Annotated in this window: 22 protein-coding genes and 1 pseudogene; 9 read left to right on the top strand and 14 right to left on the bottom strand. The window is 66.0% G+C overall.

Annotated features, from left to right (window positions below):
• Positions 1 to 1371, top strand: a 1371-nt coding sequence (locus tag K5880_RS07335) for a PKD domain-containing protein (RefSeq protein ID WP_297650291.1), incomplete at its 5' end; no start/stop codon positions are given.
• A gap of 141 nt (positions 1372 to 1512) precedes the next feature.
• The gene (locus K5880_RS07330) at positions 1513 to 2595 is read left to right on the top strand and encodes a DUF6352 family protein (RefSeq protein ID WP_297650289.1); all 1083 of its coding nucleotides are present in this window, start codon (positions 1513 to 1515) and stop codon (positions 2593 to 2595) included.
• Positions 2596 to 2616: 21 nt separating this feature from the next.
• On the opposite strand, the gene icmF is transcribed toward K5880_RS07330, so the two are convergent.
• From icmF to K5880_RS07295, 7 genes are all read right to left on the bottom strand, one after another.
• On the bottom strand, positions 2617 to 5967 hold the full coding sequence (icmF, locus tag K5880_RS07325; protein ID WP_297650287.1) for a fused isobutyryl-CoA mutase/GTPase IcmF: 3351 nt from the start codon (positions 5965 to 5967) through the stop codon (positions 2617 to 2619).
• A 46-nt stretch (positions 5968 to 6013) separates the two neighbouring features.
• Complete coding sequence (locus tag K5880_RS07320; protein WP_297650319.1) at positions 6014 to 6862, bottom strand: PPK2 family polyphosphate kinase; 849 nt, start codon at positions 6860 to 6862, stop codon at positions 6014 to 6016.
• 162 nt (positions 6863 to 7024) lie between these two features.
• Entirely contained in the window at positions 7025 to 7192 is a 168-nt protein-coding gene (locus K5880_RS07315; RefSeq protein ID WP_297650285.1) for a hypothetical protein, read from the bottom strand.
• 35 nt (positions 7193 to 7227) lie between these two features.
• Positions 7228 to 8559 (bottom strand): amidase, encoded by a 1332-nt coding sequence (locus K5880_RS07310; RefSeq protein ID WP_297650283.1) that lies wholly within the window; start codon positions 8557 to 8559, stop codon positions 7228 to 7230.
• A gap of 12 nt (positions 8560 to 8571) precedes the next feature.
• Positions 8572 to 10005, bottom strand: coding sequence for a TRAP transporter large permease subunit (locus tag K5880_RS07305; RefSeq protein ID WP_297650281.1), 1434 nt, complete (start codon positions 10003 to 10005; stop codon positions 8572 to 8574).
• Positions 10002 to 10583, bottom strand: a complete 582-nt coding sequence (locus K5880_RS07300) for a TRAP transporter small permease subunit (protein ID WP_297650279.1) — start codon at positions 10581 to 10583, stop codon at positions 10002 to 10004. The genes K5880_RS07305 and K5880_RS07300 overlap by 4 nt, the downstream gene beginning before the upstream one ends.
• Before the next feature lie 65 nt (positions 10584 to 10648).
• Positions 10649 to 11791 (bottom strand): TRAP transporter substrate-binding protein, encoded by a 1143-nt coding sequence (locus tag K5880_RS07295; RefSeq protein ID WP_297650277.1) that lies wholly within the window; start codon positions 11789 to 11791, stop codon positions 10649 to 10651.
• A gap of 275 nt (positions 11792 to 12066) precedes the next feature.
• On the opposite strand from K5880_RS07295, the pseudogene K5880_RS07290 reads away from it, so the two are divergent.
• Both K5880_RS07290 and K5880_RS07285 read left to right on the top strand, forming a co-directional pair.
• Positions 12067 to 12567: pseudogene (locus K5880_RS07290) on the top strand (MBL fold metallo-hydrolase); the annotation flags it as partial.
• Positions 12568 to 12771: 204 nt separating this feature from the next.
• Complete coding sequence (locus tag K5880_RS07285; protein ID WP_297650317.1) at positions 12772 to 13191, top strand: rhodanese-like domain-containing protein; 420 nt, start codon at positions 12772 to 12774, stop codon at positions 13189 to 13191.
• A 91-nt stretch (positions 13192 to 13282) separates the two neighbouring features.
• On the opposite strand, the gene K5880_RS07280 is transcribed toward K5880_RS07285, so the two are convergent.
• The gene (locus tag K5880_RS07280) at positions 13283 to 13492 is read right to left on the bottom strand and encodes a hypothetical protein (RefSeq protein ID WP_297650321.1); all 210 of its coding nucleotides are present in this window, start codon (positions 13490 to 13492) and stop codon (positions 13283 to 13285) included.
• On the opposite strand from K5880_RS07280, the gene cqsA reads away from it, so the two are divergent.
• Positions 13421 to 14605 (top strand): alpha-hydroxyketone-type quorum-sensing autoinducer synthase, encoded by a 1185-nt coding sequence (gene cqsA, locus K5880_RS07275; RefSeq protein ID WP_297650315.1) that lies wholly within the window; start codon positions 13421 to 13423, stop codon positions 14603 to 14605. The two genes, K5880_RS07280 and cqsA, sit on opposite strands and share 72 nt — an antisense overlap.
• Before the next feature lie 14 nt (positions 14606 to 14619).
• Here the strand turns inward: cqsA and K5880_RS07270 are convergent, their stop codons facing one another.
• Positions 14620 to 15606: a response regulator gene (locus K5880_RS07270; RefSeq protein WP_297650275.1), complete on the bottom strand. Its 987-nt coding sequence runs from the start codon at positions 15604 to 15606 to the stop codon at positions 14620 to 14622.
• 7 nt (positions 15607 to 15613) lie between these two features.
• A complete protein-coding gene (locus K5880_RS07265) occupies positions 15614 to 16939 on the bottom strand; it encodes a HAMP domain-containing sensor histidine kinase (RefSeq protein WP_297650272.1) in 1326 nt (441 codons plus the stop codon).
• A gap of 90 nt (positions 16940 to 17029) precedes the next feature.
• Here K5880_RS07265 and K5880_RS07260 point away from each other — a divergent pair, with 90 nt between their 5' ends.
• Entirely contained in the window at positions 17030 to 17698 is a 669-nt protein-coding gene (locus tag K5880_RS07260) for a helix-turn-helix transcriptional regulator (protein WP_297650270.1), read from the top strand.
• Positions 17699 to 17764: 66 nt separating this feature from the next.
• Entirely contained in the window at positions 17765 to 18535 is a 771-nt protein-coding gene (locus K5880_RS07255) for a type III pantothenate kinase (RefSeq protein ID WP_297650268.1), read from the top strand.
• 43 nt (positions 18536 to 18578) lie between these two features.
• On the opposite strand, the gene K5880_RS07250 is transcribed toward K5880_RS07255, so the two are convergent.
• Positions 18579 to 20135 (bottom strand): wax ester/triacylglycerol synthase family O-acyltransferase, encoded by a 1557-nt coding sequence (locus tag K5880_RS07250; protein ID WP_297650266.1) that lies wholly within the window; start codon positions 20133 to 20135, stop codon positions 18579 to 18581.
• A 160-nt stretch (positions 20136 to 20295) separates the two neighbouring features.
• Between K5880_RS07250 and K5880_RS07245 the strand changes: the two genes are divergently transcribed.
• Positions 20296 to 20550 carry an acyl-CoA-binding protein gene (locus K5880_RS07245; RefSeq protein ID WP_297650264.1) on the top strand — a complete coding sequence of 85 codons (255 nt, stop codon included), beginning with the start codon at positions 20296 to 20298 and terminating at the stop codon, positions 20548 to 20550.
• Positions 20551 to 20668: 118 nt separating this feature from the next.
• On the opposite strand, the gene K5880_RS07240 is transcribed toward K5880_RS07245, so the two are convergent.
• The 3 genes from K5880_RS07240 to K5880_RS07230 are packed head-to-tail and all read right to left on the bottom strand — an operon-like array spanning position 20669 to position 24267.
• A complete protein-coding gene (locus K5880_RS07240) occupies positions 20669 to 21022 on the bottom strand; it encodes a polyhydroxyalkanoic acid system family protein (RefSeq protein WP_297650262.1) in 354 nt (117 codons plus the stop codon).
• A gap of 36 nt (positions 21023 to 21058) precedes the next feature.
• Positions 21059 to 22171, bottom strand: a complete 1113-nt coding sequence (locus tag K5880_RS07235; RefSeq protein ID WP_297650261.1) for an aminopeptidase — start codon at positions 22169 to 22171, stop codon at positions 21059 to 21061.
• The gene (locus K5880_RS07230; protein ID WP_297650260.1) at positions 22171 to 24267 is read right to left on the bottom strand and encodes a molybdopterin oxidoreductase family protein; all 2097 of its coding nucleotides are present in this window, start codon (positions 24265 to 24267) and stop codon (positions 22171 to 22173) included. Before K5880_RS07230 ends, K5880_RS07235 begins: the two co-directional genes overlap by 1 nt.
• Before the next feature lie 87 nt (positions 24268 to 24354).
• Here K5880_RS07230 and K5880_RS07225 point away from each other — a divergent pair, with 87 nt between their 5' ends.
• Entirely contained in the window at positions 24355 to 25428 is a 1074-nt protein-coding gene (locus K5880_RS07225) for an ABC transporter substrate-binding protein (protein WP_297650259.1), read from the top strand.
• Positions 25429 to 25460: the final 32 nt, after the last annotated feature.

Raw genomic sequence — 25460 nt, 5'->3', positions numbered from 1 at the left:
CCTACTGCTGTTCTGCAGGCAAGCCGCTTGAGTGGTGTTGCTCCGCTGGCCGTCATGTTCGACGCCACGGCTTCTTCACTGGGCGCGAGCGGCACGTATGCGTTCCACGATCTGACCTACGAATTCAACTTCGGCAACAACAGCGGACAAACCTGGGGCATTTCGGGTGCTTCCAAGAACACCCAGAGCGGCGGACCGCTTGCGGCGCACGTGTTCGAGCTGCCTGGCACCTATTCCGTGCGTGTCCGCGTCAGTGCTCCCAATGGGCAGTACCACGAGTCAACGGTTTCGGTGACGGTGCAGGATGCTGCGGCGTTCTATGCGGGCACCCGGACGGTTTGTGTGTCCTCCTCGGCCAACTATGCAGGTTGCCCTTCGGGAGCTGCGCAGCAGACGACACTGCCCTCCAGCCTGGATGGCAAGCGGGTTCTCCTGCGAAGGGGCGAGAGCTTTGCCGCGATCTCGGTGCGCAACGAGGACGATGGCGTCCAGGTCGGCGCCTATGGCACGGGCGCGAAACCACGGATTCAGTCTGCGCAGATCGGCACGGGTCGCGGAGGGACGGGGGATTTCCCCGACGACATCACCGTGATGGATCTCGATATTGCCAACGGAATCGATCAGACGGCGTCGGCTTCCAAGGTGCTCATTCTGCGCAACGACCTCGATGATCCCGGCAGCACCGTGAACAACGGCATTGTCATTGGGAGCGCCATTGATTACTGGGCGCCTGCAGATCCCTACCGGACGGCGCCCGTGAGCGCGTTCTACAACCCGCACGAGATCTTCATCGTCGAGAACCGCGTGATCGGCAGCACCGAGGGCGATGACACGCCCCTGGCCAACCTGCAGGCGGTCGCCTCCCGCCTGGCCCTGCTGGGCAACGACTTCGGCCGCGCCAGTCAGCACACGGTGCGGCTCTACAGAGCCCACAAGTCGGTCATTGCGCACAACGCGCTGCGAGGCATGTCCTCGGATGGTCTTCGGCATTCTCTGAAGCTGCATTCGGGAGGGGTTGGCGCGTACAACGACAACTACGCCATCTCGGGAGCCAACTGGGCGTCCAGCCAGATCGTCATTGCGAACAACCTGATGGGTGATCCGGCTGACAACAACGCCTGGACGGTCGCGGTTCGCCCCCAGAACGATGGGCCGGACAGCAACGAAGGGATCGAAGACGTGATCGTCGAGAACAACCGCTTTGCCCGTGGCCCCCGGACCAACGCCGACGTGGTGCTCGTGGGCCGTCGTCTCACCACCCGCGGCAATGCCAGAACCGACGGGCAGAACCTGAGCATCGGCTACACCCACCAACCCACAAGCTATCCCTTGCTTCCGCAGGCTTGGAAAGGTCCCTACTTGATCCGTTGATGCCGCCGAAGCCGCCCAGGCCGGCGGGTTGGGCAAAGAGTCGGCCAGCCGGCCCTTCGCTGCTCCAGGGTGAACGACAATCCGTTCACCCACAGCTTCAGTCCACCCGCGACGCGCTGCCTGCGTGTCGTGGGCTTTTTCATGCCTGATTCTTCAAACAACATCTGGTCGTCCTGCGGCCACGACCGACTCACCCGCAACGCACGCGGCTGGCTGGTGCCTACCGACGGCTACTGGCGACTCTGGCTTGAGCGTCCCGAACTCGCGCTGGTCGAAGAATCCTGTGCGGCCGAGCAAGCCTTGCACGCGGCGCTGGTGGAAACGCCCACGCGCGTGGTGGCGCCGCATGAGCTGGAAGCTTTCGAGGACGCCGATGCGCGCGCCAACCACCGCCTGTTCCTGGACTTTCGCAACGCGGTGATCGCCGCAGGTTCGCTCGAAGCTGCCTACGCCGGCTTCTTCAAGGCCGGCGCCATCCAGATCCCGCCGTTGTTCCTCGACCTGGTGGTGCAGGCGCTGGTGTGCCGCTTGCTCGACGGTGAGACCGACGCCTGGCAGTGGCGTGCGGCCGAGATGCTGTTCCGCCGCCAGCGCGTGCGCGTGCAGGAGGGCCGCGTTCTCAGTGGCGACAGCGAGGTGCTGGACCTGCTCAACGAGACCGGTGGCATGGGCGCGGTGGGGCGCCTGCTGATGCAAAGCGGTGCGACCATTCCCGACGTGCAGATCGAAGTGCTGGGCGACGACAACGCCGAGCGCTATCTGCGCGGCCAGATCGGTGCCGGCCGGTTCAATTTCGTGCTCGACCTCACGCACGAAATCCAGAACGAACTGCCGCACGGGCTCACGCTCACCATGACCCGGGCGCAATCGGGCCTGAAGGCACTGGCCGCCGTGCTGGAGAAGTGGGTGCGGCACTTCCACGGTGTGGAGGTGAAGATCCAACCCGAGTCGCGCGTGGAAGATCCGTCGTGGCGCTGGCATCTGGGGCTGGACGTGGAGTCAACCGCGCTGCTCAACGATCTCTACCTGGGGCACGAGGTCGAGTCCGAGCGCCAGCAGCGCCTGATCAGCCTGTTCCGATTGAGCTTCGTTGATGCGCAGCACATGCGCGCCGACGTGCGCGGCAAGCCTGTCTACCTGGGCCTGGCCATGGGGCCCGAGGGCCTGCTCAAGCTCAAGCCGCAGAACCTGCTTCTCAATCTGCCGCTGGCGAACCCGATGTGAGCCTGGGCCGCGGCCCGGGGCTCACATGTTGCGGCGGTACTGCCCGCCCACCTCGAACAGCGCGTTGGTGATCTGTCCGAGCGAGCACACGCGCACCGCGTCCATCAGCACCTCGAACACATTGCCGTTCTGAATCACGGCCTGGCGCAGCCGCTCGAGCATGGCGGGCGATTCTGCGGCATGGCGGGTGTGGAAGTCGGCCAGGCGCTGCAACTGGTTCTGCTTTTCGTCGTCGGTCGAGCGCGCGAGTTCCAGCGTCTCGGGCGTCGGGTCGCCGTGCGGGTTGCGGAAGGTGTTCACGCCCACGATCGGGTATTCGCCCGTGTGCTTGAGCATCTCGTAGTGCATGGACTCGTCCTGGATCTTGCCGCGCTGGTAGCCGGTCTCCATCGCACCCAGCACGCCGCCGCGCTCGGCGATCTTCTCGAACTCCTGCAGCACCGCTTCTTCCACCAGCTCGGTGAGCTCGTCGATGATGAAGGCGCCCTGGTTCGGGTTCTCGTTCTTGGCCAGGCCCCATTCGCGGTTGATGATGAGCTGGATCGCCATCGCGCGGCGCACCGAGTCCTCGGTGGGCGTGGTGATGGCCTCGTCGAAGGCGTTGGTGTGCAGGCTGTTGCAGTTGTCGTAGATGGCAATGAGCGCCTGCAGCGTGGTGCGGATGTCATTGAACTGGATTTCCTGCGCGTGCAGCGATCGGCCGCTGGTCTGCACGTGGTACTTCAGCTTCTGGCTGCGTTCGTTGGCACCATAGCGGTCGCGCATCGCCACTGCCCAGATGCGGCGCGCTACGCGGCCCAGCACCGTGTATTCCGGGTCCATGCCGTTGCTGAAGAAGAACGACAGATTGGGCGCGAAGTCGTCGATGTGCATGCCGCGCGCCAGGTACGCCTCCACGAAGGTGAAGCCGTTGGAGAGCGTGAACGCGAGCTGGCTGATCGGGTTCGCGCCCGCCTCGGCGATGTGGTACCCGCTGATCGACACCGAGTAGAAGTTGCGCACGTCGTGGTGCACGAAGTACTCGGCAATGTCGCCCATCACCTTGAGCGAGAACTCGGTCGAGAAGATGCAGGTGTTCTGGCCCTGGTCTTCCTTCAGGATGTCGGCCTGCACCGTGCCGCGCACATTGGCCAGCACCCATTCGCGGATCTTGGCGGCCTCGGTGTCGGTGGGCTGGCGGCCGTTCTCGGCCTCGAATTTTTCCAGGTTCTGGTCGATCGCGGTGTTCATGAACATCGCCAGGATGCTGGGGGCCGGGCCGTTGATGGTCATGGACACCGAGGTGGCCGGGTGGCAGAGGTCGAAGCCGCCGTAGAGCACCTTCATGTCGTCCAGCGTGGCGATGGAGACGCCCGAGTTGCCGACCTTGCCGTAGATGTCCGGTCGCGGATCAGGGTCGTTGCCGTAGAGCGTGACCGAGTCGAAGGCGGTCGACAGACGCTTGGCAGGTGTGCCCTCGGAGAGCAGCTTGAAGCGCCGATTGGTGCGGAAGGCGTCCCCCTCGCCGGCGAACATGCGCGTGGGGTCTTCGCCTTCGCGTTTGAAGGCAAAGGTGCCGGCGGTGTAGGGGAAGCTGCCGGGCACGTTGTCGAGCATCAGCCACTTGAGGATTTCGCCGTGGTCTTCGTACTTCGGCAACGCGACCTTGCGGATGACGGTGCCCGAGAGGCTTTTGGTGGTGAGCGCGGTTCGGATTTCCCTGTCGCGGATCTTCACCACATATTCATCGCCCGCATAGGCCTTCTGCATGTCGGGCCACTGGGCGAGCAGTTTGCGCGCGCCTGGGTCCTGATCGAGTTCGCGCACCTGGGCCAGGTCGATCACTGCTTCGGCGGCGCGTGAACGCTCGGGCTTTTCCACGCGCAGCATCCGGGCGCTTTCGTTGAGCTGCTGGATCTCCCGTGCCAGCCGGGCCTGTTCGATGGCCTTGCGCTTGTAGCCGCGCACTGTGTCGCTGATCTCGGCCAGGTAGCGCGTGCGCGCCGGCGGCACGATCGGCGTCTGGTTGGTGCTGTGGCGCACATTCACGGTGGGCAGGCGTCCTTCCTGCAGCGGCAAGCCGAGTTCGCCCAGCTTCGTCTTGAGCGCCTGGTAGAGCGCGGTCACGCCGTCGTCGTTGAAGCGCGCGGCCATGGTGCCGAACACCGGCATCTGATCCGGTGGTGTGCTCCAGGCCTCCTGGTTGCGCTGCACCTGCTTGGCGACATCGCGCAGCGCATCGAGCGCGCCCTTGCGGTCGAACTTGTTGATGGCGACGAAGGCGGCGAAGTCGAGCATGTCGATCTTCTCCAGCTGGCTGGCTGCGCCGAACTCGGGCGTCATCACGTACATCGGCACGTCCACGTGCGGCACGATGGCGGCATCGCCCTGGCCGATGCCCGAGGTTTCGACCACGATGAGGTCGAAGCCGGCGCACTTGCAGGCCGCGATCACGTCGGGCAGGGCGGCGCTGATTTCGCTGCCGAAGTCGCGCGTGGCCAGCGAGCGCATGAACACGCGCTGGCCGTCCCGCCAGGGGGCGATCGCGTTCATGCGGATGCGGTCGCCCAGCAGCGCGCCACCGCTCTTGCGCCGCGACGGGTCGATGCTGATCACCGCCACGCGCAGTCGGTCGCCCTGGTCCAGGCGCAGTCGGCGGATGAGCTCGTCGGTGAGCGAGGACTTGCCCGCGCCACCCGTGCCCGTGATGCCGAGCACGGGCACCTTCTTCGTCTTTGCCTGTTCCCGCAAGGCGGTGACGATGGCCGCGTCGGCACCCGCTTCGCGGGTGGGGCTGTCGCCCCCGCTGCCGTTGTTGCCTTCGGCAGAAACCTTGCGGTTTTCCAGCACGGTGATCAGCTGCGCCAGCGCACGCCAGTTCATTTCGCCCTGGCCCTCGATGGCCGCCAGCGACTTGGGTGCGTAGGGGCTGAGGTCGCGGTCGCAGCGCATCACCATCTCGCCGATCATGCCGGCCAAGCCCATCTTCTGGCCGTCCTCGGGGCTGTAGATGCGCGTCACGCCGTAGTCCTGGAGTTCACGGATCTCGGCCGGCACGATCACGCCGCCGCCGCCGCCGAAGACCTGGATGTGCTCGCCGCCCCGGCTCTTAAGCAGGTCCACCATGTACTTGAAATACTCCACGTGGCCGCCCTGGTAGGAACTGATCGCGATGCCCTGCGCGTCTTCCTGCAGCGCGGCGGTGACGACTTCGTCCACCGAGCGGTTGTGCCCCAGGTGGATGACTTCGGCGCCCATGCCCTGCAGGATGCGCCGCATGATGTTGATGGCTGCGTCGTGCCCGTCGAACAGGCTGGCTGCTGTGACGAAGCGCACCTTGTGCGTGGGACGGTAGTTGGCCAGGGCCTGGAATTCGGCGGCGAGATTGCTCATGTGTGTCTCTCTGTCTCTGTCAGTCGGTCTTTGAAATGGCCGGGACTCAGTCGATGCGCAGGCCGGCGAGTTCGGGTTTTTCCGGTGGATACCGAAGGTCCAGGGCCTTGAGGGTGTCGCGCACGATGGTGGCGATCATCAGGTTGCGGTGTGTCTTGGAGTTGGCCGGCACGACGGTCCAGGGCGCCCAGGCGGTGCTGGTCGCGTTCAGCAGCGCTTCGTAGGCGCGCTGGTAGTCGGGCCATTGTTTGCGCACCTCGAGATCGCCCAGACTGAACTTCCAGTGTTTGGAGGGGTCGTCCACACGTTGCTGCAGGCGTTTGCGCTGCTCGTCGCGGCTGATGTGCAGCATGAACTTGAGGACGACCGTTCCGTTCTCCGAGAGCATGCGTTCGAAGTCGTTGATCTGCGCATAGCGTTGGAGCGTCTGGTCCTTCGAGATCCAGCCATTGACCACCGGCACCAGAACGTCCTCGTAGTGGCTTCGGTTGAACACCATGATCTCGCCGTCGCCGGGCATCTGCTGGTGGATGCGCCAGAGGAAATCGTGCTTGCGTTCGGTTTCAGTTGGGGCCCGCCAGCCCACCGTGTGCACGCCCAGCGGACTGGTGCGCGAGAACACGCCGCGCACCGTGCCGTCCTTGCCGGCGGTGTCGGTGCCCTGCAGCACCACCAGCAACTTGTAGCGGCCATCTGCATGGAACAGGTCCTGCAGGCCGTCGAGCTCGCCGGCGAGCGCTTCGGTGGCGGCCTTGTCGCTCGCCTTGTCGCCGGTCGACCAGGGTTTGGCGGCGGGGTCCAGTTCGGCCAGCGCCACCGGCTGGTCCGACGGCTGGGCCTGCCACTGCCGCCACAGGCTTCCCCGGGCGGCGCGCAGCGCGGCGCCGGGTTGCATCAGGCTGTCGATGGGGGAACGTTCGCTGGGCATGCGGAGCTCCGGAATGAGGGGGCAAGCCTCGTTGACGTTTACGTAAACGTCAATGTTAACGGTTTTCCTGCCGGTCGGGTCAATCCATCGGTATGCCAGGGGACATGGAAATGCCTTGAACTGCAGAACTCAGTCGCCCCGGCCATCCCGTTTGCTCAGGAAGTCATACGCAGGCATGGCCACGCCAGCAAGCAGGATGAACAAGAGGTCCCACTGTTTCAGCTTGAGGATGTACGGCAGGAAGAAGAGGCCGAGCAGGCACAGGGCGAGGAGCTGTATCGATCGCTGGAGGCTCATGGTGAAGTCCTTTGCAGGTGGGCGTTGCGGTTGTGTCAGGCCAGGCGCTCGGTCAGCCAGCGCGCCGTGCGCAGCAAGCGGGCGTCGTTGCGGGCGGCGCCTACCAGCTGCACACCGATGGGAAGGCCGCCCTCGTCGTGCAGCAGGGGCAGCGACAGGGCCGGCAGGCCGGCGAACGTCCAGAGCGTGCACATCACCGGATCGCCGGTGGAGGTCAGGCCGGCAGGCGCGGCACCGAGGGTGGCGGGGGTCACGATGGCGTCGAAGTGGTCGAAGAACTCGTCAAATCCGCGAGCGGCCTTGTCCATGCGCTCGCGCGCGGTGAGATAGTCGCTCGCCAGGATGGCGGCGCCGCGCTCGATCACGGCCTGGGTGGCGGCACTGGCCCGTCCACCGTGCGCGGCCAGCAGCGTGCGCAGGTGAACCGACATCTCCGCCTCCATGATGGTCTTGTGCCAGCCCAGCGCGTTCTGGATGGAGGCGGGCAATTCCACCTCCACCATGCAGTCCTTGAGTTCTTCGCGGAGCTCCTCGAAAGCCTCACAAGCTTGCGGATCCATCCGATCCCACTGGGGCGTGCGCACGAACATCAGCCGGGGCGGCATGGGCGGCGCTTCGCGACACACCTCGCCCAGGCGCATCGGGAACACCATGCGTCCGCCTGGCCCCTCGTGTCCGCCCACCAGCACCTGGGCCACCTCGGCCAGATCCTCCACGTTGCGCGCAAACACGCCGACCTGGTCCAGCGACGGCGAACAGGCGAGCACCCCGCCGTTGAAGATGAGGTCGCGTGAGGGCTTGAAGCCGAAGACGCCGCAGAACGCCGCCGGACGGATCACCGAGCCGTTGGTCTGCGTTCCGATCGCCACGGGCACCATGCCCGCGGCGACGGCGGCGGCCGAACCGCTGGACGAACCGCCGGGCGTGTGGTCCAGGGCGCGCGGATTGCGCGTGACGGTGGGCTCCATGTAGGCCAGCTCGGTGCAGCGCGTCTTGCCCCAGACGATGGCACCGGCCTCGCGCAGCTTGTGCACCAGCAGGGCGTCCTCACCCGGCGTGCGGCCGCGCGTGCCGGCGAATCCCAGCTCGGTCGGGTAGTCCATCGTGTCGATGTTGTCCTTGACGCCGACGGGCACGCCGTACAGGCCGGGTAACGGCATGCCCGTGTGTCTGAGCGAGTCGAGGCGCTCGACCTGCAGCGCGACGACCTCGCGCGAGTGACTGGCGAAGGCCTGCACCTGCGGCTCTACCGCTTCGGTGTATTGGCCCAGGGCGCCCAGATATTCGTGCAGCGACAGGCTGCCCGCGCGCAGTTGCGCGACCAGTTCGGCCGCGCCGATTTCATGGCAATGCTTGGAGGGATTCAAACTGCAATACCTTCACTTCTTGTTGTCTTCACCACCGCCACCCAGGAAAGCCGGATCCATCACGAAGCCCGCTTCTTCCGGCGTGATCTCGACCGGCACGATCGCCTGGTTGTACATCAGGTCGGGCAGCCAGTTGACGATGCGGGGCTCGAGATACACCAGCGCGATGGTGGCGATGACCATGCCGAGGAATGGAAAGCAGCCCTTGAAGATGGTCCATAGCTGGATGTGTGGCGGTGCGATGCCCTTGAGGTAGTAGGCCGACATCGCCATGGGTGGCGTGAGGAACGAGGTTTGCAGGTTGATGGCGATCAGGATGCCGAACAGCAGCGGGTCCACGCCGAAATGGTCCAGCAGCGGCAGGAAGATCGGGACGAAGATGATGATGATCTCGCTCCACTCCAGCGGCCATCCGAGCACGAAGATGATGAGCTGGGAGAGCAGCAGGAACTGCACCGTGCTCAGATCCAGTGAGAGCATGAAGTCCTTGATCACGCTCTCGCCGCCGAGGTACGAGAACACGCTGGAAAACGTCCAGGAACCGATGAACAGGTAGCACACCATGGCCGACGTCTTGGCCGTCAGGAACACGGCTTCGCGCAGGCGCTGCCAGCTGAAGGCCCGGTAGATCACGGCCAGCATGACCCCGCCCAGCGAACCCATGGCGGCGGCCTCGCTGGGCGTGGCCAGACCAAAGAGGATCGAGCCCAGCACCGTCAGGATCAGCGCCGCCAATGGCAGGAATGCCGTGACGAGCAGGTAGGCCGCCTTCAGGAATCCAATGGTCTCGACATTCGCCGGCTTGGGCGCGAGTTTCGGATTGATGACCACGCGCGCGATCACATAGCCGAGGTAGAGGGTCGCGAGCAGGATGCCGGGCACCATGGCGGCGGCATAGAGCTTGACCACCGAGACGCCGGCGGTGGCTGCGTAGACGATCAGCATGATCGACGGCGGGATCAGGATGCCGAGCGTGCCGCCCGCGGCGATCACGCCCGTGGCCAGGCGTTCGTCGTACCCGGCCTTGAGCATGGCCGGCAGTGCCAGCAGGCCCATGAGCGTGACCACGGCGCCCACGATACCGGTGGCGGTGGCAAACAGCGCGCAGGTGATCAGTGCAGCCACCGCCATTGAACCCGGAACATGGCGCAGGGACACCTGCAGGCTGAGGAACAGCCTGTCCAGGATGTTCGCGCGCTCGATGATGTAGCCCATGAACAGGAACAACGGGATCGAGATCAGCACGTCATTGTTCATGACGCTGAACGTGTTCTGGGTGAACAGGTAGAAGATGTTGTTGTCGAAGATGCTCTGGCCGGGCGTGTGGTACGCGTACATGCCGAACATGATGCCCATCGCCATGAGCGTGAAGGCGATGGGGAAGCCGAGAAAGATGAAGACGATGAACAGCGCCAGCATGCACAGCGCGATGACGGGGTCGCTCATGATGCCTGGCCCTCCTTGTTGCCGTATTGCTGCCGCAGACTCACCTCCAGTTCAACCACGTCAACACTGCGGGGCGGCCACTGCCCGGACCGTATGCAGATGATGCATCGGCAGACCTCCGCCAGGCCCTGAAGCACCAGAGTGATACCAGCGACGAAGATGATCAGCTTCAGGGGCCAGATCGGGACACCCACGGGGCTGTTGACGCTGACCTCGCCAATGCGCGCTGCGTCCATGCCGTAGAAGAAGCCGGAGAGAACCAGGGCCAGAACACCTGGGAAGTAAAAGATGAAGTAAAGCACCAGGTCCACCTTGGCCTGGGTCCTCGGGCTCCACTTCCGGTAGATGAAGTCGCCCCTGACATGGGCGCCCTTGGAAAGGGCGTAGGCCCCCGACATGAGGAACAGCGCGCCATACAGGATGTAGCTCATGTCGAACGCCCAGTCCGTGGGGTCGTTGAGCACATACCTGCGGAATACTTCGTAGCATGTCCCCGCCGTCAGGACAAGAACGGTCCAGCCGAAGGTCTGTCCGATGGCTTCGGACAGGGCGTCGATCACTTTGATGAATTTGAGCATGGTGCCCCGCGGATAAAAAAAAGGCCGCCGCCGGCAGTCGGCAGCGACCGATGGACACTGCGACCTCAGGCGGGCAGCTTGGTCTTGAACACGTGTTCGTAGGCGGTCCGGTAGTCCGCATCGTTGAAGAAGCTGTAGTAGGCGACGCGGCGCGCCCAGTCCTTCTGCGAGGCGAGCACCTTCTTGAAGAACGGGTCCTCTGCTTCCAGCCGGGCCACCACTTTGTCCCAGGCCTGGATCTGCGCCTGGAACACCGCCTTGGACGTGCGCGAGACCTTCACGCCGTCCTTGGTGATGAGCTTTTGCAGGTCCTTCGAATAGTTGTCCTGCGCGGACCAGGTGTTGGCCGAGGAGACGGCTTCCGTGGCGTACTGGATGATGGCCTTCAGATCGGCTGGCAGCGCGTTGTACTTGTCCCGGTTGAAGATGATTTCAAAGAACTCCATGGCCTGGTGATAGGAGCCCATGGCGTAGAACTTCGCCACGTCCTGCGCGCCGAAGCGGCTGTCCGACGTCGGGTTGTTGAACTCGAAGGCATCGATCACGCCACGCTCCATGGCCGGCACGATCTCGCCGCCCGGCAACTGCGTGACCTTCATGCCCAGTTCCTGCATCAGGTCGGCAGCCAGACCCACCGTGCGGTATTTGAATCCCTTGAGTTCGGCTGCCGTTCTCGGCGGGGCCTTCTTGAACCAGCCCAGCGGCTGGGTGGGCATGGGAAAGGCGAAGAACCCCTTGATGTTCAGACCCAGCGTCTTCAGCAGCTCTTCATAGAAGGCATAGCCGCCGCCGCGCATCATCCAGCCCAGGGTCTGCTCGGCGTTGGCGCCCGTGACGGGACCCGATCCGAACAGCGAGGCCACCTTGGACTTGCCGTACCAGTAGACCGCCACAGTGTGGCCAGCGTCGAGCACGCCCTTGCTCACGGCGTCGGTCACCTCGAAGGGCTTGACCACGGCACCGGCCGTCAGGTACTCGATGCGCAGGCGACCGCCTGCCATTTCGTTGACGCGCTTGACGAAGTCCTCCGCCATCTCGTTGAAGATGTCCTTGGCGCCCCAGGCGCCCTGCATCTTCATGACGATGGGCGATTGCGCCACCGCGATCATCGGCGCCGTCAGGGTGGCACCCGTTGCTCCAGCCACGGCAGCGCCGAGGAACTTCCGACGCGATGGCTTTTTCTCAACCAATGGTGATTGCATGCTCATGATGTCTCCGTTGTAGTTGATGGGTGCCTGCGGGGTCCCGGCAACGGGCCTGGAGGGCACCCTCAAGGTGTATCGCATGAAGGTCTGCAATGTGATCGGGTTAACCCGGCAGCACGCCGGCGATACCGATGGAAAACTGAATTCCAGTATCGGAAGGAGCCGGTGCGGCCCCCGTAATTGGTTCAATTGGTCTGCGGCGCAAGGTGCCCAGCGGCAGGCGCCCGCTAACATCGTCGCAACTGCTGGCGCACTGGCCTGCGGTGTCTGGAGTTCCCATGAAACCGATTCAGCTGTTTGATCCCGCTTCCAGTACCTACACCTATGTCCTGTTCGACCAGGGCAGCCGCGACGCCGTCATCATCGACCCGGTCGACGAGCAGATCGAGCGTGATCTCGATACCTTGCGGGAGTACGGCCTGAAGCTGGCCTGGACGATCGAAACCCACGCCCATGCCGACCACATCACGAGCGCGGGCCGCCTGGCCGAGCTGGCCGGCGCGAAGACCGCGGCGCCGGTGGGCTGCGGCATCGGCACGGCCGGCGTGCAGCTGCAGCACGGCGACACGTTGCGCTTCGGTGGCGAAACGATTCAGGCGCTGCACACCCCCGGCCATACAGCGGGCAGCATGAGCTTCGTCTGGCGCGACCACGTGTTCACGGGTGACACGCTGCTGATCAATGGCTGCGGTCGCACGGATTTCCAGTCGGGCAGCCCCGAAGCGCTGTACCGCAGCATCACCCAGGTGCTGTTCGCCTTGCCGGACGACACCACGATCTGGCCTGGCCACGACTACCAGGGTCGCAGCAGTTCAACCATCGGACAGGAGAAAACGGCCAACGCCCGCGTGGCCGGCAAGACCGAGGCCGAGTTCGTGGCCCTGATGGGTGCGCTGAACCTGCCCCGGCCACGGCGCATCGACGAGGCGGTGCCTGCCAACCAGAGTTCGGGCCTGCGACACGATGTGGACGGTGCCTTGCAGATGCAACCGCTACCTGCATCGGGTGCCCACCAGGGCAGCTATGCCGGCGACGTGTCGCCCGAGCTGGCCTGGAAGTGGGTGCAGACCGGGGAGGCGGTGCTGGTGGACGTGCGCACCGACGCGGAGCGGGAGTGGGTCGGCTTCGTTCCCGGGGCGGTGCCGGTGGCCTGGAAGCAATGGCCCGGCATGGCGATGAACCCGACTTTCGACCAGCAGGTTCGCGACGCCGCAGCCGGCAGAAAACTGGTGCTGCTGTGCCGCAGCGGCGTGCGATCCATTGCTGCGGCGAGGCGCGCGACCGAATTGGGGCTGGAGGCCTACAACATCCTGGAGGGCTTCGAGGGGGACCCGGATGCCGAAGCCCACCGGGGCCACAAAGGTGGCTGGCGGCACCGTGGGCTGCCCTGGCGCCAGAACTGACGCAGCGACGCGCAAGCGCAAGTTGCGCAGATGCAACGCCGCCTGTCGGCGAAAAGACAGCAAACTTGAGTAGAAAGCCTCACAACCCCTGTCAATCCTGACAGGGTTTGTGTGATTTTTCACGGATTTCTTTTTTCAATGGGGTTTTCCATCCGCACAGGAGAACTCCATGGAAACGCTGGAACGGCCCCAAGATGTCGTTTTCAAGAACCCGCCCCTCGCGGCGACGCTGGTCCAGCGCATCGACCGGGACTTCAAACCGCGATGGGATGGCACCTGGGGCGGCAAGTTTGTGCTTCATGGGTCGTCTCCGGGTCCCAACGCTGTGCGTCTCGATGGCAACGACTACCTCAGTGTCACCGGTCACCCCGACATCGTGGCCGCGCAGGTCGAGGCCCTGACGAAGGGCAGCGAGTTTGTGGTGCAGTCCGGCGTGTTCCTGTTGCAGCAGCACCCCACGCGCGCGCTGGAGATGGCACTGGCCGATTGGGTCGGCAAGGAAGACGCTTTCGTCTGCCAGTCGGGGTATTCGGCCAACGTGGGCCTGTTGCAGTCGATTGCCGACGCCCACACACCCGTGTATCTCGACACCCAGGCACATGCCTCCTTGTGGGAAGGGGCTCACGCGGCAAGGGCACCGGCCCACGCTTTCCGCCACAACGATCCGGTGCATCTGGACAAGATGATGACGAAGCACGGACCGGGCGTGGTGGTTGTGGACTCGGTCTACAGCACCACCGGATCGGTGTGCCCGCTGGAGGAGATTCTCGAAGTCGTGGAGAAACACGGCAGCATGATCCTGGTCGACGAGTCGCACTCGCTGGGCACCCATGGGCCAGGCGGTGCGGGCCTGTGCGCCGAACTGGGCCTCACGGAGCGCGTGCACTTCATCTCCGCGAGTCTGGCGAAGTCGCTCGCGGGGCGTGCCGGTTTCTTCACTGCGCCGGCCAGCATGCGCTACTACATCCTGAGTTCGAGCTTTCCCAACATCTTCAGTTCCTGCCTGCTGCCGCATGAGGTAGCCGGTCTCAAAGCCACGGTGGACGTGCTGCAGAAGGCCGACGCCGAGCGTGCCCGCCTCAAGGCCATCACCAGCCGGGTGCGCGACAGCCTGACCGGGCTGGGCTACACCATCCACCAGGGCACGGAGCAGATCATTGCGCTGGAGGCCGGTACCGAGCCGGAGACGATGCGCCTGCGCGATGAACTCGAAGCCCGGGGGGTGTTCGGGGCGATCTTCTGTGCGCCCGCGACCAGCAAGAACCGTGCGCTGGTGCGGCTGACGCTCAACGCGTCGCTGACCGAGGCCGAGCTGTCGCACCTGGAGGCGGTGGCGGCCGAGATCGCGCCCATCGTCAAACCCTGGGACTGGCCGGTGGCACGTCGCGCCCGCGCTCAGGCCGGTACCTTGTAATGCACGGTCGCCGCTCAGTCGTCGTGTACCGCGCGCGCGCCCTGGGCCTCCAGGAAGTGACGGTAGGCATAGATGGGCTGAGGCAGGTCGGCGGCCTGCAGGGTGAACACGGCGCCTGACAGCACGCCGTCATCGCCCACGGGGAAGGCGGGCGCGGTGCGCACCGCGCCACTCAGCCCCATCTGCTGATGCAGTTCGACGGCCGCGAGCCGTTGTCCGGCGCGCACCGAGCGCACCGCATCGAAGCCAAGGCCGGCCGAGCTCGCGAGTTCGGCCAGATCGGGCAGGCTGGATGTGGACTCCAGCTGCAACCAGTGGCAGTTGCCCAGCGCGTCCAGGCCCACCAGGCCAAAAGGCTCGCCCAGCACCACGTACTCGACCCAGTGCTGCTCGGTGTAGGCGCGCAGTGCCTTGGCCACAGAAGGAATCTGCAGCATCGATTGCTGCGCAGGTCGCAGTGCGGCGCGCCACAGGGTGTTGAGGCGCGGGTGCGGCGTTTGCGCCAGCTTGCGCAGCACGCCGAGCAGGTGGCGCGTGATGTCGGTTGTCTGCTTGGGCACGAACTGGTCGATCAGCCCGTTGTTGAAGGCCTGGATGGCGATCTGTTCGTCGGCCTGCCCGGTCAGCAGCACACGCGACCCTGGCCAGTCGAGCAAGGTGTTGAGCACCTTGAGCCCGTCGGTGCCCGGCATCGCGTAGTCCACCACGCAGGTCTGCGCAAGTTCATAGCGCGAGGCGTTGATGGCCCAGTACCGCAGCACCTGTGGCAGCAGCGGCTGCCCCTGGCGCCAGCGCTCGATCATCTGCAATTGGGCCATGGCGTCTGCTTCCCAGCGCGCGGGCTCGTTCTGCATGCGGGCGGCAAACCCCGAGGGGCGCGAGTAGAGCTCGACCTGCCAGTGGGCGGGGATCACCATGCCCAGCATTTCAAGGTAGTCGGTGTCGTCATCCAGGAACAGGACGCCGCCAGGGCGGTGGAAGAGGGAGATCGTCAAAGCCATGGTGTCGTCAGCCTGGTGTGGCCCGTGCGGTGGTCGCCTGGGGGGTGAGAGGCAGGTCGATCATGAAGACCGCGCCGAGGCCGGGCTGGGAGTGCACACTGAGGCGACCCTGGGCCGCTTCCACCACGTTCTTGCAGAACGTCAGGCCCAGGCCGTTGCCGGCACCGGTCTGGGTCGAAAAAAACGGCTCGAAGATGCGTTGCTGCTGCTCGTGCGAGATGCCGATGCCGTCGTCGGAGACCGCGATGCGGCCCTTGCCATGGTGTATGCCCACATCCACCCGCAGATCGCCGGGGCTGGGCGCGGTGCTTGCAGCGGCGAGCGCGTGCAGCGCGTTCTTGATCAGGTTGGTGAGCACCTGCGCGAACAACGGGCGCGATGCCGTGAAGCAGAAGTCGGTCTGGATGTGCACCTGCACGCAGTCGCGTTCCCGCGACGACCGGTAAGGGTATTGGCTCACCACTTCCTGCACCAGTTCGGCCGCCAGGATTTCGGACTGCTCGCGCGGCAGGCGCATGAGCTGCGCATTGGATATCTGCGTGTCGATCTGCCGGTTCATGCTGCGCACCAGGTTTTGCAGGCGCGTGGCCAGCTCGTCGAGCTTCTTGCGCTTGGACTCGGGCACGTCGTGCTGCACCAGGTTGCGCAGCACGTCGCCCATCAGGTTGACCGTGGCCAGGGGAGTGCGCAGCTCGTGTGCCATCACACCCATGGTGCTCAGCGTGTTGAGCAGGCGGGCGCGGCGCAGATTGGCGCTGGAGAAGCCCAGCATCAAGCCCATGAGCCACGCAAAGACAATCACCACCACATTGCCCATGGGTTCCTCGAACGCATGCATGTCGGCGCCATACAGCTCCGCGCTGCCCCAGCCGGCCAGGCCGCCGGTGATCAGCCCGATCGTGGCCAGGCGCCAGTCTGTGGCGTGGTAATAGATCAGGATCATGGCGGCGACACTGCCCAGCCAGACGGCATTTCCGCCGTTCATCCAGTACATCCAGGTGAAGAACCAGGGCAGTTGAATCCATGTGGCCAGGCTGAACAGCCGGCCGCTTTCCTTGGCCGAGGGGTCTCGTGAAATCCGGGGAAGCACATAAATCAATGCCAGGAAGGCCATGACCAGACGGGCCCACACGTTCTCGTAGGGCTGAGGGACCAGATATCCCCAGATGCCATAAATCAGCAGGTGACCGACAAAGGTGAAGGCACCGATCCACAACAACCGGTAGCGGGATGGGTGCAAAATAGGTTCCACGGGCGCGTGGACGACCTCGTCCAGCAACCATCGCCACAAGCGGGCCTTGGCGCTGCGCATCCACAACCGGTCCAAAGACAATATGCACTCCTTCGATCGCCCAATACCCCCTGCCCGTAACCCCCATCGTGAGACATCAGGCATTGTGTATGCAACAGGGTGTTGCAAACCATGACCCTGCCTGTCAACTTTGACAGTGTGGGCCTGGACGGCATTCTGGCTGACTGGGTGTGCGCGCTGCGCGATCAGGGTGTCGAGGCCGTGCTGGTACTCGGCCCCAACCCCACCGGTGGCAGGGACCAGCGCGAGGTGCTCGCGGTGCACCCGCCGCGGCTGCTCGGCCCTGCGGAGGCACTTGCCGAGAGCCGCGATTTTGGCGCGGGCTGGCGCGACAGCGACGCGCCGCTCGTGGCCTGGCAGGACATCTCGAAATCGTCGTTTGAACAGTCGAGCCGCTGGCGCCGCCTCTGGCTGGCGCACGGCTACCAGACGCTGGTGCGCGTGGCTTTCAGCCTGCCGGCGGGCCGTGCGTTCGAGTGCTTCATGTTCAGCCCGCGTGCGTTCGCTGACCGTTCCGAGGCCGCGGTGCTGGCCTGGTCGGCGTTCAACGTGTGGCCGATGCTGCGGCGCACGATTGCCGAGCAGCGCGTGGGGCTGAGCCCGCGTGAACTCGAAAGCCTCAACCTCGCGTTCGAGGGCCTCACCGCGCGCGAAACCGCGCTGCGCATGGACTGCTCCGAGCGCACGGTGAACTACCATCTCGCCAACGCCATGGGAAAGTTGCAAACAGACAACAAACTGGCAGCGGTTCAGCGTGCCTGCTGGATCGGCCTGATCTGAGACCGCGCATCGCAAGCATGCTGCGGTGCGACATGCCCCTTTCAATCGTCTGCCCATAATCCGCGCATGACCTTGCTGGCCCTGGACGTAGGGAATACCCGCCTGAAGTGGGCCTTGTACGACGCACCGCGCGTGGGGGCTTCCCTGCTGGCCAGTGGTGCGCAGTTTCTGGAGAACATCGAGTCCCTGGAGGACGGGGACTGGGCGCGGTTGCCACCGCCGCGCTGGGTTCTGGGTTGCGTCGTGGCGGGCGACGCCGTCAAGCGGCGGGTGGAAGAGCAGCTCGAACTCTGGGACGTGACGCCCCAATGGGTGGTTTCAAGCAATGCCGAGGCCGGTCTCGTCAATGGCTACGACCACCCGGCCCGCCTGGGTTCGGACCGCTGGGTGGCGATGATCGGTGCGCGTCAGCGCCTGCTCGCGCAGGGACCGAAGCGGCCCTGCGTGGTGGTGATGGTGGGCACGGCGGTCACCGTGGAAGCGATCGATGCCGAAGGCCGTTTTCTGGGCGGCATCATCCTGCCCGGGCACGGCATCATGCTGCGCGCGCTCGAGTCCGGCACGGCCGGTCTGCACGTTCCGACTGGCGAGGTCTGCGACTTTCCCACCAACACCAGCGACGCGCTCACCAGCGGCGGCACCTTTGCCATCGCCGGTGCGGTGCAGCGCATGGTGGAGAACCTGCGCCGGCACTGCGGCGAGGAGCCGGCGTGCTTCATGACCGGCGGCGCTGGCTGGAAGATGGCGCCCAGCATGTCGACCGACGTCGAGCTGGTGGACAGCCTGATCTTCGACGGCCTGCTCGAAGTGGCCGACCGCCGGCTGGCCACCGTGTGAGGCGGCTGAAGGGCGACCCGGCGCCGGGCTGCCCGAAGCCGGATCAGCCCCCTCGGGGGGCAGCAAGCCGAGCCGCGGTGGCGCGTGCGGGGTGTCCCGCTTCGCCCCAGGGCAGCATCAGCGTGAGCGTCAGAAGCTGTGCAAACTCCGGCTCGAACCGGTCGATGATGAGCTGCGGGTCGGGGCACAGTGTGGTGTCGGCGATCACGCCGAACTGCACGCCACCGCCGTAGCTCAGGATCGACACCCCCAGGCCGACCGTGCCGGTCTGCGGCACCCAGAACATGGTCTGCTCCAGCGTGGAGCCACAGACCTTGAGCTTGGTCGCCGGTCCCGGCACGTTTGTCATCACCGCCGTGGTCTTGCGGCCGAACAGGCCCAGCATGGCGTCCTGTGCCGGCTTGATCAGCAGCCCGGCCACCGACAGCAGTCCGAAGGCGAGCAGGGGTTGAAGGCTGCCCTTGAGTTCGTTCATGCGCGCGCGCACGGCGAACACGCGCTCGATCGGATTGGCCATGCCGATGGGCAGCACCAGCGGCACCAGGCCGAAGCGGTTGCCCAGCTTCCAGGCGTCTTCCATCGGCCGCAGGTTGATCGGCACCATGGCGCGGATCTCCTTGCCCTGCGTGTCGTCGCCCAGGCCTTGCAGATAGGCACCGATCGCACCCGCCACGCAGGCCAGCAGCACATCGTTGACCGAACAGTTCAGGGCCTTGCCGATGGCCTTGACCTCGTCCAGGGGAATGGGTTCGCACCAGGCCACGCGCTTGGTGCTGCCGGGTTGTCCCTTGAGGCGCGTGGGTGAGTCGTCGGGCATCAGCGCCAGGGCCGCGATGTCGCTGGCCAGCTGGCCACCCATGCGGGCGAGGTCCATCGCCTGGCCCAGGGTGTCGCTCAGGCCCTGTTGCGGCGCCGCCAGCATCGAGAGCGATCGGGCGGCACCCCCGCCCGCGGCCTCCAGCGCCCTGGCCGTGATGTCGCCGAACGGGCGGATCAGCGTGTCGGCCAGCCAGTCCTCTGGGCTGTCCAGGCTGGACAGGGGCTTGCGGCGCTGGCGTTGCGGCGGGGCTCCGCCACCATCCACCAGGCTCATCATCACGCTGATGAGGGCGATGCCGTCGGCGATGCAGTGGTGGATGCGTGCGACCAGGGCCGAGCCGCCGCCGTACTGCTCGATGAGTTCGAAGCGCCAGAGCGGGTGCGCGTGGTCCAGTGGCTGCATGGCGAGGTCACCCACCCGGGCCTGCAGTGCGGCCTGCTCGCTCTGGCCCTTGCGCCGGGCCAGCTTGTGCGTGACGACGTGACGTTCCAGCCGGAAATCGGGGTCGTCCGCCCAGTGCGCGCCGGCCGCATCTTCCCGGGCGGTTTGCTTGAAGCGGCGGTAGGGCAGCAGGCGTTCGCGCACGCGTTCGGTCAGCGCTGCATGGGTGATGCCCGGGCGCAGGATCCACACGCCGACGATCATCATCAGGTTCGACGGCGAGTCCATGCGCAGCCAGGCCGTGTCGACCTTGCTCATGCGCTCGCCTTCCAGGCCCAATGTGCTGGTCAGGGCCTGCCTGACCGACGTACCGGCGCGCGCGGCAACACGTTGAACCATGGATGCTCCTCGGGTGCGTGGACCGCTGCGGGATCACCCGGCACGGCGTTTCTCTGGGTTTGTGGCTCTATTGTGCGCAGTGGCCTGAACGTAAGATAGCGGGACCACCCTAAGCCCGGCCACCGTGAACCGGGCAATTCCATTCACATCAGGAGCATTCATGGCCGACCTCAAGTCCCGTTTCGACGCCGCCGTGGCGAATTCCAAGAACCTGAGCGAGCGCCCCGACAACGCCACGCTGCTGAAGATATACGCCCTGTACAAGCAGGCCACGGCAGGCGACAACGCCGAGAAGAAGCCGGGCTTTGGTGACATGGTGGGACGCGCCAAGTGGGACGCCTGGAACGGCCTGAAGGGCACGGGGCAGGATGACGCAATGCAGCAGTACGTCGATCTGATCGAAAGCTTGAGTTGACCCCCCGCGCCGCCTTCGGCGTCACCTCCCAAAGGGGACGCACCTGGCGGCCCGGCAAAGCCGATTCCGCGGGCGCTCTGCGCTCTGGATAAGTGCACAAGTAAATGCACAAGCCGGCTCAGCCGGCTTTCTTCTTTTTGGCCGTGGCTTTCGGAGCGGAGGCGGCCTTGGTCGCAGGCTTCTTTCCGGCCAGCAGCGTGTCCAGATTCTTCACGATCTCGCCCTCGATGCGGTCCTTGAAGGCGCCCAGCAGGAAGCCCAGGCGGGCGTCGAGTTCGAAACGTTCGGCCGACACCCTGAGCGTGCCGCTTACGCCCGAGCGTGTGAATTGCACCTCGTCGCAGGCGTCACCCTCCTCGTAGGTGCAGCTCATGTCGAAGTCGTTCTCCGCCTGTTCCGCCCAGCGCCAGGCCAGCTTGCGTGCGGCGGGCAGGCCCAGGGTGTGTTCGCGTTCGATGTGGATGTCTGCCATGGCGTGTCTCGTTTCGTGTCGTGCGGTGCCGCGGGATCAGGGTCGCGTGTGCGCGCCGCTGCTAGCCACCGCCGTGCCGTCGGGCACGAGGCGGCGAAGCCTGGCATGCCGTTCTTCCCGGGGCATCGCGGCCAGCGCGTGAACCGCATCATAGAACCGCGCGAAGTCGCGCCCCCCGCGCTCGAACAGGGCTTCAAACGCGGGCACCAGGCCGTCGTAGGCGGCCTGCGCGGCAAAGCTGGCGTTGTTGGCCTGGGTGACAAAGCGGTCGTAACCGGAGAAGCCATCCCATTCGTGCCGCAGATCCTGGTAGCGGTGCCGGAACTCGGCCATGGCGGCGGCCTTGCGCCGCGCCTTCTCGTCGGCATCGAGTGTGGTGTCCTGGTAGATCGCCTGCAACCGCTGGCGCACCGAGAGCGTCAGGGCGCGAAAGCTGCGCCGGCGCTGGTCGAACACTGCGTACTCGGCGCGCACGGCGTCGCTGGCTTGCGAGGCCATCCAGCGTGTACCGCCCAGGCGCTCGACCGTGGTGGCGAATGACTCGTTGAACTCGGTGTCGCCGCTGGCGTAGGCAACCTGGTGCGACAGTTCGTGGAAGATCAGGCGAGCGAGCTCCCCTTCCGGGTAGGCAATGAAGGTGTTGAGCAGCGGGTCGCCACCGGCCCAGTTCATCCAGCCCAGGGTGGAGTACGCGGGAACCGGGTAGACCGACACTTCCAGGTCGCCGGACAGGCTCTGCGCGAAGCGGCGCGCGTCGGCCTCATCAAAGTAGCCGCGGTAGCCGACGCAGCCCGCCACCGGAAAGCACCAGGTCTGCAGCGTGAGCGAGAGGGGGGGCGCGGCCACCACGTTGTAGACCGCGGCGCGGCGGTGGAGGTCCGCGTAGCGGTGGTAGCTGGCGTTGTCGGGCAGTGCCAGTTCGCTCACGGCGAAGGCGCGGATGCGTTGGGCGACGGCGAGCTTGTGCCTGAGTTGTTCGGGGGTGTGCGCGTCGGCCAGCCAGTCGTTCACCGGGCGCGCGGCCTGCATCAGCCGCAGGTGGCCGGTGACGGATTGCCAGTAGTACCCCACGCCAGTGGTGCCGGCGCAGCCCGCGACCAGCGCGGCAAGGATCGGCGCTGCAAGCGCGGCGCGACGCCGCATCCGCATCAGGAGGTCTCCACCAGGGCGGCCACTTCCACCAGGCAGTCGTAGAACACCGGGCCCCGCCCCATGTCGGTCAGCTGCTGGCTGGTGACCTGGTTGACGTTGGTGCCGAAGGGACCGAGCTTGCGCCACCAGATGCCCAGGCCGTTGACCACTCCAGGCCGCGCGCGCCGCGACACGCTGGCCTTGCAACGGTATTCACCGCGCTGGTTGAACACGCGCACCATCTGGCCACTGGTGATGCCGCGTGCCAGCGCGTCGTCGGCGTGGATCTCCAGCAGCGGCTCACCCTCGATGTCGCGCAGGCTGGTCACGTTGACGAAGCTGGAGTTGAGGAAGTTGCGCGCGGGTGGCGAGATCATGGCCAGCGGGAATGCCGTGGAACTGCCGATGGCTTCGAAGTTGGGCAGGTGATCGGGCAGACCGTCCAGACCCTGCGCGACCAGCCGCGCGCTGAAGAACTCGCAGCGGCCCGAGGCGGTGGGGAAGTTGCCCTCGGCAAAGGGGGCCTCGGGCACGGGCAGCGTGGCGTAGCCCTGCGCCAGCAGGGTCTCGAAATCCACCGCGCCGTCGAAGGCGGTGCGGCACAACGCGAGGTCGTCCTCGGCGAAGCACGGGTCGTCGAAACCCATGCGCGCGGCCAGTGCGCGGAAGATGTCGGTATTGGTCCGGGCCTGGCCCACGGGTGCAATCGCCGGGCGGTTGAGCAGCACGTCGGTGTGGCCGTAGCTGGCGTGGATGTCCCAGTGCTCCAGCTGCGTGGTGGCCGGCAGGATGTAGTCGGCGTGGTCGGCGGTGTCGGTCTGGAAGTGTTCCAGCACCACCGTGAACAGGTCGTCCCGCGCGAAGCCCTGCACCACCTTGCCCGATTCGGGCGCCACTGCCACGGGGTTGCTGTTGTAGACGATCACCGCCTCGACCTTCGGGCCGAACGTCGCCGAGGTCTCGCGCAGCAGGTCATCGCCTATGGTGCTCATGTTGAGGGTGCGCGGCGTGCGTCCGGCCAGCAGGTCGGGCCGCTGCAGCGCCGCGCGGCGCGCCGGGAAATAACCCGAGGTGGACAGGAGCAGGCCGCCAGCCGGATCGCGCCAGGCGCCCACCAGCGCGGGCAGGCAGGCGATGGCGCGCACTGCGTTGCCGCCGCCGCGCACGCGCTGCATGCCGTAGTTCAGGCGGATCGCCGCGGGCCGGGTCGTTCCGTAGTCGCGCGCCAGGGCCACGATCTGCTGCACCGGGATGCCACAGACCTCGGCCGCGCGCTCGGGTGGCCATTGCAGCGCGCGCTCGCGCAGCCCTTCCCAGCCCAGGGTATGGCGGTCGATGTAGTCCTGGTCCAGCCAGCCGTGCTCGATGAGCTGGTGCATCAGCGCGAACGCCAGCGCGGCGTCGGTGCCGGGGCGCAACGCAATGTGTTCGTGGCACTTGTCGGCCGTTTCGCTGCGACGCGGATCGATGCAGACCAGGCGCGCGCCGTCGCGCTTGGCCTGCTGCGCCAGGCGCCAGAAGTGCAGGTTGCTGCCGATCGAGTTGCTGCCCCAGATCAGGATCAGCTTCGACCGGGCGAAGTGCTCGACCTTCATGCCGACCTTGCCACCCAGCGTCTGCACCAGGCCCTCGCCACCGGCGGAGGCGCAGATGGTGCGGTCCAGCAGCGAGGCGCCGAGGCGATGGAAAAAGCGCGCCGCCATGGCCTCACCCTGTACCAGACCCATGGTGCCGGCATAGCTGTAGGGCAGGATGGCCTGTGGGTCGCGCGCGGCGACAGCCTTGAGGCGCGCCGCGATGTCGTCCAGCGCCTCGTCCCAGGTCACAGGCTCGAAGCAGCCGCTGCCCTTGGGCCCGCTGCGTTTGAGGGGGGTGAGCAGGCGCTCGGGGTGGTAACTGCGTTCGGCGTAGCGCGAGACCTTGGTGCACAGGGCGCCATCGGTGTGGCGGTGTTCGGGGTTGCCCGCGACGCGCACGGCCACGCCGTCTTCCACGGTGGTGACCAGGGCGCAGGTGTCCGGGCAGTCGTGCGGGCAGGCGCCGCGCACCTGCAGAACTTGCAAAGCGCTGACGGGGGCGGCGGGTTTCAGGGAATGCCCTGAGGTGGTGGTCATGCGGGGCACCTATCGTGGCGGGCCATTGTGTTCAAGGGGCAGGTTGTGGAGTTCATCCGTCGCAAGTCGTTCATGATATTCGCGTGCTTGGCCGCTGCATGCCTCGGTGCCGCGGCGCAGACCGGCGGGGTCGACAAGCCCCCTATCGTGCTGGGGCAGAGTGTGGCCCTGACCGGACCGAATGCGCCCATGGCCGCACCCTTCGCCCGCGGTGCCCGGCTGTACTTCGCGCGCCTCAACCTCGCCGGGGGCGTGGACGGACAGCGGGTCGAACTCGTGACGGTGGACGACGCCGGTGAACCCTCGCGCACGCTGGCCAACACCCAGCGCTTTCTGGACGAGGGCGTGCTCGCCCTGTTCGGTTACTACGGCTCGCCGCAGGTGATTGGTGCCTACCCGACCATCAAGGCGTCCGACGCCATCCTGTTCGGGCCGATGGCCTCGGCCGATGAGCTGCGCGGGCCGGTGTATGCCAACGTCTACAGCATGCGCCCGGGATTCTCGGAGGAGGCGGCTGCCGTGACGCGGCATGTGGACATGCTCGGCGCGCGCCGCCTGGTCATCCTGCACGGACCGGACAGCGAGTCGCTGTTCGCGCTCGATTCGGCGCAGCGGACCACCACCGCCATGGGGGCCAACCTGCTGGCCAGTCTGCCCCTGGAGCAGGTGGGAAGCGCTCTGGAGAAGAAGCCGCAGGCCGTGCTTGTGCTGGGCGACGCCACGTCGGCGGGGAAAGGCATTCGTGCTTTGCGTGCCCAGGGGTTTCGAGGCCCCATCTACGGTTTTTCCAACACCGGCGAAGGCCTGCTGGCGGAGCAACTGGGCGCGGCCGGCAGCGGCGTGGTGGTGGTGCGCGTGACGCCCAAGCCCGACCATGCCCGCACGGCCCTGGTGCGTGAACTGATGGCCGATGCCGCTGCCGCGCGGCTCAAGCCCGATGTCTATCTGCTGGAAGGCTATCTTGCCGCACGCGCCCTGACCGAGGCGCTGCGCGTGGCCGTGCGCAAGCCTCCGCTGAACGCAGCCGGCTTGCGCGAGGCCATCGAGGGGCTGAGCAACCTCGACGTTGGCGGCGTGCGGGTCCATTTCGACGGCGAACGCGTGGGCTCGCGCCGGGTCGACCTGAGCCTGATCGACGGCCAGGGGCGGGTTCGGGAATAAACCCCTTTCTCATATGCAGCAAATCGCATACG

It is taken from the genome of Hydrogenophaga sp. (assembly GCF_025699295.1).
Classification (GTDB): Bacteria; Pseudomonadota; Gammaproteobacteria; order Burkholderiales; family Burkholderiaceae_C; genus Hydrogenophaga.
The sequence above is the reverse complement of the archived record's forward strand: the minus strand, read 5'-3'. Positions and strand labels throughout refer to the sequence as shown.

Coding starts and splice junctions, on each gene's coding strand:
- K5880_RS07330 (WP_297650289.1), top strand. CDS start 1,513: ATGCCTGATTCTTCAAACAACATCTGGTCGTCCTGCGGCCACGACCGA.
- icmF (WP_297650287.1), bottom strand. CDS start 5,967: ATGAGCAATCTCGCCGCCGAATTCCAGGCCCTGGCCAACTACCGTCCC.
- K5880_RS07320 (WP_297650319.1), bottom strand. CDS start 6,862: ATGCAACCCGGCGCCGCGCTGCGCGCCGCCCGGGGAAGCCTGTGGCGG.
- K5880_RS07315 (WP_297650285.1), bottom strand. CDS start 7,192: ATGAGCCTCCAGCGATCGATACAGCTCCTCGCCCTGTGCCTGCTCGGC.
- K5880_RS07305 (WP_297650281.1), bottom strand. CDS start 10,005: ATGAGCGACCCCGTCATCGCGCTGTGCATGCTGGCGCTGTTCATCGTC.
- K5880_RS07300 (WP_297650279.1), bottom strand. CDS start 10,583: ATGCTCAAATTCATCAAAGTGATCGACGCCCTGTCCGAAGCCATCGGA.
- K5880_RS07295 (WP_297650277.1), bottom strand. CDS start 11,791: ATGAGCATGCAATCACCATTGGTTGAGAAAAAGCCATCGCGTCGGAAG.
- K5880_RS07285 (WP_297650317.1), top strand. CDS start 12,772: ATGCAACCGCTACCTGCATCGGGTGCCCACCAGGGCAGCTATGCCGGC.
- K5880_RS07280 (WP_297650321.1), bottom strand. CDS start 13,492: ATGAAGCACAAACTTGCCGCCCCAGGTGCCATCCCATCGCGGTTTGAA.
- K5880_RS07270 (WP_297650275.1), bottom strand. CDS start 15,606: ATGGCTTTGACGATCTCCCTCTTCCACCGCCCTGGCGGCGTCCTGTTC.
- K5880_RS07260 (WP_297650270.1), top strand. CDS start 17,030: ATGACCCTGCCTGTCAACTTTGACAGTGTGGGCCTGGACGGCATTCTG.
- K5880_RS07255 (WP_297650268.1), top strand. CDS start 17,765: ATGACCTTGCTGGCCCTGGACGTAGGGAATACCCGCCTGAAGTGGGCC.
- K5880_RS07250 (WP_297650266.1), bottom strand. CDS start 20,135: ATGGTTCAACGTGTTGCCGCGCGCGCCGGTACGTCGGTCAGGCAGGCC.
- K5880_RS07245 (WP_297650264.1), top strand. CDS start 20,296: ATGGCCGACCTCAAGTCCCGTTTCGACGCCGCCGTGGCGAATTCCAAG.
- K5880_RS07240 (WP_297650262.1), bottom strand. CDS start 21,022: ATGGCAGACATCCACATCGAACGCGAACACACCCTGGGCCTGCCCGCC.
- K5880_RS07235 (WP_297650261.1), bottom strand. CDS start 22,171: ATGCGGATGCGGCGTCGCGCCGCGCTTGCAGCGCCGATCCTTGCCGCG.
- K5880_RS07230 (WP_297650260.1), bottom strand. CDS start 24,267: ATGACCACCACCTCAGGGCATTCCCTGAAACCCGCCGCCCCCGTCAGC.